7 protein-coding genes are annotated in these 7,331 nt (G+C 44.3%); 6 read left to right on the plus strand and 1 reads right to left on the minus strand.

Annotation, left to right across the window (positions count from 1 at the left end):
• Positions 1–148 precede the first annotated feature (148 nt).
• Entirely contained in the window at positions 149–1,237 is a 1,089-nt protein-coding gene (locus tag PF479_RS08365) for a glycosyltransferase family 1 protein (RefSeq protein ID WP_298004829.1), read from the minus strand.
• Positions 1,238–1,291: 54 nt separating this feature from the next.
• On the opposite strand from PF479_RS08365, the gene PF479_RS08370 reads away from it, so the two are divergent.
• The 6 genes from PF479_RS08370 to PF479_RS08395 all read left to right on the plus strand — a co-directional run.
• Entirely contained in the window at positions 1,292–2,092 is an 801-nt protein-coding gene (locus PF479_RS08370) for a CDP-alcohol phosphatidyltransferase family protein (RefSeq protein WP_298004832.1), read from the plus strand.
• A complete protein-coding gene (locus PF479_RS08375) occupies positions 2,089–3,162 on the plus strand; it encodes a glycosyltransferase family 1 protein (RefSeq protein WP_298004835.1) in 1,074 nt (357 codons plus the stop codon). The genes PF479_RS08370 and PF479_RS08375 overlap by 4 nt, the downstream gene beginning before the upstream one ends.
• On the plus strand, positions 3,159–4,460 hold the full coding sequence (aepX, locus tag PF479_RS08380) for a phosphoenolpyruvate mutase (RefSeq protein WP_298004837.1): 1,302 nt from the start codon (positions 3,159–3,161) through the stop codon (positions 4,458–4,460). The genes PF479_RS08375 and aepX overlap by 4 nt, the downstream gene beginning before the upstream one ends.
• Positions 4,457–5,587, plus strand: a complete 1,131-nt coding sequence (gene aepY / locus PF479_RS08385) for a phosphonopyruvate decarboxylase (protein WP_298004840.1) — start codon at positions 4,457–4,459, stop codon at positions 5,585–5,587. Before aepX ends, aepY begins: the two co-directional genes overlap by 4 nt.
• Positions 5,584–6,330, plus strand: coding sequence for a phosphocholine cytidylyltransferase family protein (locus tag PF479_RS08390; protein ID WP_298004843.1), 747 nt, complete (start codon positions 5,584–5,586; stop codon positions 6,328–6,330). The genes aepY and PF479_RS08390 overlap by 4 nt, the downstream gene beginning before the upstream one ends.
• Positions 6,327–7,331: 2-aminoethylphosphonate aminotransferase (locus tag PF479_RS08395; RefSeq protein ID WP_298004845.1), on the plus strand; the 1,005-nt coding region annotated here is incomplete at its 3' end. The genes PF479_RS08390 and PF479_RS08395, both read left to right, overlap by 4 nt.

Consider the following 7,331-nt stretch of genomic DNA (forward strand, 5'->3'; position numbering starts at 1 on the left):
GTAATATCTTCATAAAGCAAAATCTATCATAGAAACTAACCTCTCAGCTATACTTTCAAAAAATCATCCGTATTTTTTTTGCAACCTTACAGTCTCTAATACAAGACATATTATAAAACAAGATTATTGAAAGGTTTCTATCCATTAATCATTCCAGCAATTCTTTCCACAATTTAACAAGTTCTTCAGCACTTTCCTTCCAGGAATATCTCTTCACATTCTCCAGCCCGGCTGCAATAAGAACTGCTTTATCTTGTTCATCCATTTGAAAAAGAGATTTAATCCCATTGGCAAAATCCTGGGGATTTTTATAATCATCTACGAGAACAGCCCCCTGTCCCACGACTTCAGGGATAGCAAAAGCGGCACTGGTCACGACAGGACAACCGCAGGCCTGGGCCTCGATATTGGGAATACCGAATCCTTCACAAAGGGAAGGAAACACAAAAGCAGAGGCCCTGTTCAAATTATGGATGATATCTTCTTCAGTTGAAAATCCAAGCAGATCAACATCATCCTGAATCCCCAGGAGGGTAAGTTCTTTATCCACCTGAGGATTATCCCATTTGCTTCCTGATATTTTGAGTCTCAGTTCGGGAAACTCCTGTTTCAAAAGAGCAAAACTACTGAGCAGAACCCAGGGGTTTTTTCGGGGCGAAAACTTGCTCACATGGTAAAGGAAAGGTTCTTTATGGAGTAGATTCTCTTCATTCAGAACTTTGTAATTGTGATTGTAACTGTTGTAGCAGATGGTAAAAAGAGATTCTGGAATATTGTAGAATTTGGCAAGAAACTCTCTACTTGTCCAGGAAACGGTGGCGATACCATCCAGTTTCCTGGACATAGGCCGGCATCCAAGGTATTCATGAATGACCTGCCACAAGGGAAAATGACGCGGGATCAGTACCGGCTCGGCGTTGTGGATTGTTCCTGTTTTCTTTGCTTTAATACCCCACATGGGACTCATGATGGAAACAGGTGAATAATGGTTCAAGTCAAAGTTCTGATCCCTCAAAATCTTTGATGCCTTCAGAGGATTCCTGGGGATTTTAATCTCTTTGACATCAGGATGTCTGTAAAGTGGATGATCGCAGTCCATATTATGGACAAAAGTTATATCTAAACCATGATCAAGCTCTAACAGAGCCTGCAGGATTTCAATCAGATGCTTACCACTTCCACTTGTGGATCTATTATCAATAGGCCGGGTCATGACGGCGATTTTTGGTCTGTTCATAGTCCAACAAATATACTAGGATATGTCTGTTATCTTCAAGTAGAGGATTGTTTAATGAAGGTTAATTTTCAGGAAATACTTGCCACATATACAGATGAGAAAAGAGCATCAGAAAAAGAAGAATTCTGGACATATTATGTCATAAGACCACTTTCATGGCATCCGGCCTGGTGGTTTGTCAATGCAGGAATCAGTGCAAACAAGGTCACAGTCATATCAATAGTCTTTGTCCTTATCTCTGCTGTTCTATTAACAACAGGAAATCTCACCGCTGCACTATGGGGAGCGGCCAGTCTGTTTGTCTGGGGGGTTCTGGACTGTGCTGATGGCACGGTGGCCCGATTTAAAAAGAAAACCAATCATCAGGGAAAATACCTGGGAGAATTTCTGGATGCGGCGGGAGCCTATGCGGTATATGCACTTATACTACCGGCCCTGGGACTATACGCCGTCCAGCCTCACTTGGGCCTCTTCAATTTCAACACAGATAATTACCTGATTCATCTTTTTCTGTCCTCAACACAGAACGATACACCCCTGTTGCTGATTACTCTTTTATCCATGGCCTACTGGTCAGCAGTCAGCAGTCTGGCGTCCCGCTTACTGTATCAGAAGTACAAAACCCTGAAACATGGCGAGTTTCTGGAGATTAAAAGGGGGGAAGCTTCATTCGGCTTGAAAAAAATGCTGGTGACCCTTTCTCAGAACATCATATCAGCAACAAATCTGTTTCTTCCCCTGATGATCGTAGCTCTCATCACATCAAACGTTATTCCCTATTTATTTGTTTATGCTCTGCTTAACACAGCCATGCTCTTTTTTACTACCCTCAAAATCGTTAAGGATCTTAAGTGAAAATAACAGTTTTGTCGCATTACGACAGAATCGCTCTGTATCACTCTTTAACCCCTTTTCTTATGAAAGAGTTCAGACACAACTTTACATTTACAAACTCACCGGAGTACTGCCTCGGAAAAGACCGGAATACCATACTGATCATGGTCAGACAGTTTCTAAAACCAGACAGGGTGGACCATGATTTCCTTGAAAAAGCCAGAAAAAAATATGACCGCATTGCCTTTTTCAACGGCAATGCGGGTGGTGGAATTCCAAGGCTGGAAGTGCTGCCCTATGTAGATCTTTTTTACAGTAAGGCACTCTTCAAAGATAAAAGCCTGTATGGTAAGAAACTGTATGGTGGAGAACTTTATACCCAGTATTTCCATGAAAGAGACAACATCTCAGATGATCACGACAGAGATCGTAGGGCAGAATCTGATCCTGAACAGCTGAATAAATTAAGACTTTCATGGAACATAGGCATCGGAGAATTCCCCCGTAGAAAATACATTCAGCGGGCCGGAGTCGCTCTGGCACGTGCAACGGGAATGGGGGTTCATTCCCTCCTACATTCCAAATCAGATTACAGCTGGAATATATCAGAAGAGAAAACCATACCTGTTCACGCCCGCATCCTGCTGACTGATAAAAATACAATCTCCTATCAGCGGAAGCTGATGCTGGATATGATACAGGACAAGGATATTTTTCTGACAGGATCAACAGGTCAGAAACAGTACAACCAGGAGATAGGTGCATCCCGTATGACATTGAGTCCCTTCGGTTGGGGGGAACTCTGTATCAGGGATTTTGAAGCCATATTGGGAGAGTCTCTTTTGCTGAAACCCGACATGAGTCATCTGGAAACATGGCCGGATGTTTTCTTCCCCGGCGAGACTTATGTGCCTCTGAAATGGGATGCTTCAGATTTACTGGAAAAGACTGAATACTACCTCAGCCATGAACAGGAACAGAAAGAGATCTGCCAGAGCGCATCTGATGTATACAAAACCCAGAGAGACCAACTCTCTCTGCGGTTCAGCGGAATACTTAAGGAAATACAAGGTTTAAAGGAGACTGTATGAAACAGGTATATGTGGCACTGGTAGCCGACTTTATTCATCCCGGGCATCTCAACATCATTGAAAAAGCACGGGAACTCGGAGAAATTACGATTGGCTTATATACTGACGAGGCCATAGCGACATTCAGCAGACTTCCAGTTCTGGAGTATGAACACCGCAGAATCATAGCTGAGAATTTGAAGGGTGTTGTCAGTGTTGTCCCTCAAAAAGCTATGAGTTACCGGCAAAATCTTGATACCCTGAAGCCTGACTATGTTGTTCACGGAGATGATTGGCTCATTGGGGCGGAAAGCTGCTTCCGGGAGGAAGTTCTTGACCTGTTATCTACCTGGGGAGGAAAGTTAGTGGAACTTCCCTACTCACAAGGATTTTCAAGCACACTGATGGCCTCGGATGCCAGAAAACAGGGTACAACTCCTGAAATCAGGATGAAAAGCCTGAGACGGCTGATTAAAGCCAGACCAGTCGTCAGAATAATGGAAGCCCATAACGGCTTGTCCGGACTGATAGTGGAAGAAACCTTTGTTGAAGAAAACGGTATACGAAGAGAGTTCGACGGGATTTGGGAAAGCAGTCTCACCGATTCTGCATCGAAAGGAAAACCGGATACCTCGACTGTTGACATTTCATCCCGGGTATCCACCATTGACCAGATCATGGAAGTCACAACAAAACCTATGATTGTAGACGCCGACAACGGCGGGCTGACAGAGCATTTTGTCTACACAGTAAGGACCCTCGAAAGACTGGGGGTCTCAGCAGTGATTATTGAGGATAAAATCGGCCCGAAAAGGAACTCCCTCTTCGGAACTGAAGTTACCCAGACACAGGACACAAAGGAAGAATTTGCCGACAAGATTTCACAGGGGAAAAGAGTCCAGGTCACAAAAGATTTCTTGATCATAGCCAGGATTGAGAGCCTCATCCTGGAAACGGGTATGAAAGATGCCTTGGAAAGAGGCAAAGCCTACGTAGAAGCCGGAGTAGACGGGATAATGATTCACAGCCGCAGAAAAGAACCTGATGAAATCCTGGAATTCTGCCAAACCTTCAGAAAAGATTTTCCCGCTATCCCCCTTGTTGTTGTACCCTCGTCCTTAAATAGTATGACTGAAGATGAACTGGCAGATGCGGGGGTCAACATTGTGATCTATGCAAATCAAATGCTCAGAAGTGCTTTTCCCGCCATGAAAAAGACTGCGGAGAGCATTCTAACCCATCATAGAGCCAAAGAGGCGGGAGAATACTGCCTGTCCATAAAAGAAGTCATATCTCTCATCCCGGAAAGTATGTCATGATTAATCCTGTATTTTTCTATGAAGAGCTCAAAAAAAACGGCATAGATTTTTTTACAGGCGTACCAGACTCCCTCTTGAAAAATATCTGTGCCTGCATTACCGACAAATCTGAAGGTAAAGAGCATATCATTAGCGCCAATGAAGGAAATGCAGCGGCATTAGCCGCAGGCTATCACCTGGCAACGGGAAAAATCCCTTTGGTTTATATGCAGAACTCCGGATTAGGCAACATCATCAATCCCCTCATGTCTCTGACCTGTTCAGAGGTGTACGGAATCCCCATGATTCTCCTCATAGGATGGCGGGGAGAGCCTGGAACAAAAGATGAACCTCAACATGTCAAACAGGGAGCAGTAACTCTTGAACTACTGAAAACGATGGGAATCCCCTATGACATAGTACCGGATAATGAACAGGAAGCAGCAACTCAACTGAAGGAGGTCTGCCGGAAATCAGCAGAAACCTCATCACCTTCAGCCCTTGTGGTCAGAAAAGACACTTTTGATTCTTATGTTCTCCAGAAAAAAACGGAACCTCTCTCAACAATGACCAGAGAGGACGCTATTGAACTCATAGTGCACAGTTATCCCGAAGACACAGTTTTTCTGTCCACAACAGGCCATATTTCACGGGAGCTCTATGAAATCAGAAAAAAAGACCGTCAGGTTTGCCGGGACTTCCTGAATGTAGGGTCCATGGGGCATGTCTCTCAAATTGCACTGGGAGTTGCCCTGAATAAGCCGGAGAAAACTGTTGTCTGCCTGGATGGAGACGGTGCCGCTCTCATGCACACCGGAGGACTGAGAATCATTGCCGAAAAAGCTCCGGCCAATCTGCATCATGTCATTCTGAATAATGGAGTTCACGGATCTGTGGGAGGGCAGCCAACCGCAGCCAGAGGATTCTCCCTCGCGGAAACAGCGAGAGTCATGGGTTATAAACAGATTTTTACTGCTGTAGATGAAAGCAGCCTTAGGCAATATCTGGAGGATTTTTCCAGGGCGGAAGGACCGGTGCTGATGGAAGTTCTGGTTTCCACTTTCGCCCGAAAAGATCTGGGAAGACCTCAGGAAACACCTCAGGAAAACAAGAGAAACTTCATGAAAAAACTGGAAACACCATCATGACAGAAACCGCCGTAATCCTGGCTGCCGGATTGGGAAGCCGGCTTAAGGAATACACCAGGGAAGTACCGAAATCTTTCATGATTATTGACGGGGAAACCCTTATCAGAAGATCTATAAAAAAACTTCTCTCTGCTGGAATAAAAAGGATCATTATCGGGACCGGACATTGTGCTGATGCTTTTCAGGAAATCACCTCTGAATATCCTGAAGTCAGTCTGATACATAGTCCTCGATATAAAAGTACAAGCAGTCTGTATACCCTGTTTAATATGAGAGACCGGTTGGACGACTCTTTTCTGTTGCTCGAATCGGATCTGCTCTATGAAAAACGGGCCCTGACAGAACTGCTGGAACATGGGGCTCCCGATCTGGTACTCGGTTCTGATGTGACAGAGTATGGAGACGAGGTCTATCTTGAAACAGACAGAGATAATACTCTCTGTGGTGTTTCGAAACAGAGAGAAGATCTTTCGGATGGACAGGTCAATTCTATTCTTGTGGGAATTTCAAAAATATCCGCAAAAGGATACCAATTGATCTGCCGCAGATATGCAACAATCCAGAAAGACCGTCCTAAAATGGATTACGAACATATGCTGGCAGAACTTCACAGCAGCCATCCATTCAGGGTGCTTCATTCTGAAAAACTTGAATGGTGTGAAATTGATAATGAAGAAGATCTGATCCGGGCAAGAAAAGAAGTTTATCCTGCCATCTATAAAGCTGAAGGAGATTTAGAATGAAAGAAGTGGAAAGAAAAATACTGTTGAATCCAGGCCCGGCTACAACCACAGATAGTGTAAAGTGGTCTCAGGTCATTCCCGATATCTGCCCCAGAGAGCATGAATTTGCTGGTATCGTTGATGATATCATAGAAGGACTCACCGATATTGCCGCAGATAACCAGGATTATGTCAGTGTTCTTTTCGGTGGTTCAGGCACGGCAGGTGTTGAATCCACACTTTGTTCCGTTCCAGAAAATGCTAAACTTCTGATTATCAGCAACGGTGCCTACGGACGGCGCATGTGTACCATTGCGGATACCTATAGACTGGATTATCAGGCATATTCATCCTCCGAATACACTCCCCTGGACTTGTCTGCCATAGAGGATCTTGTTAAAAAAGGTTCCTTTACTCACCTGTTTGTCGTGCACCATGAAACCACTACCGGCCTTCTGAATGACATTGAAAGCTTAGGAAGAATTGCAAAAGCCTATGACCTGCGCTTTGTTGTCGATGCCATGAGTTCTTTTGCCGGTATACCTATTGACATGAAACAATGTCACATAGATTTTCTGGTTGCCAGTTCCAACAAGAATATTCAGGGAATGGCAGGTCTTGTTTTTGTCATAGCCTCAAAAGAGGCTCTCGAAGAATTGGCGGATCAGAAGGCCCGCGGCTTTTATCTTGATCTGTACAACCAATTTGTATACTACAGAGATAAAAAACAGTTCAGATTCACTCCACCGGTTCAAACAGTCTACGCCCTCCATCAGGCTCTGAAGGAGTTTCAGGAGGAGAGCCTTCAGGGAAGGTACGATCGCTACTGCCGTCTGTGGAAAATCATGACCGAGGGTATGCAGAAACTTGGTTTCAAGATGCTCGTGGAAGAAGCTTACCAGTCGAAGATGATAACAGCTTTTATGGAACCTGAAACAATAGGATATTCATTTGATGATCTGCATGATTTTCTTTTTGAGAAAGGGATAACCATCTATCCGGGAAAAGCAATGGGCATCAAT

It is taken from the genome of Oceanispirochaeta sp. (genome assembly GCF_027859075.1).
Classification (GTDB): Bacteria; Spirochaetota; Spirochaetia; order DSM-2461; family DSM-2461; genus Oceanispirochaeta.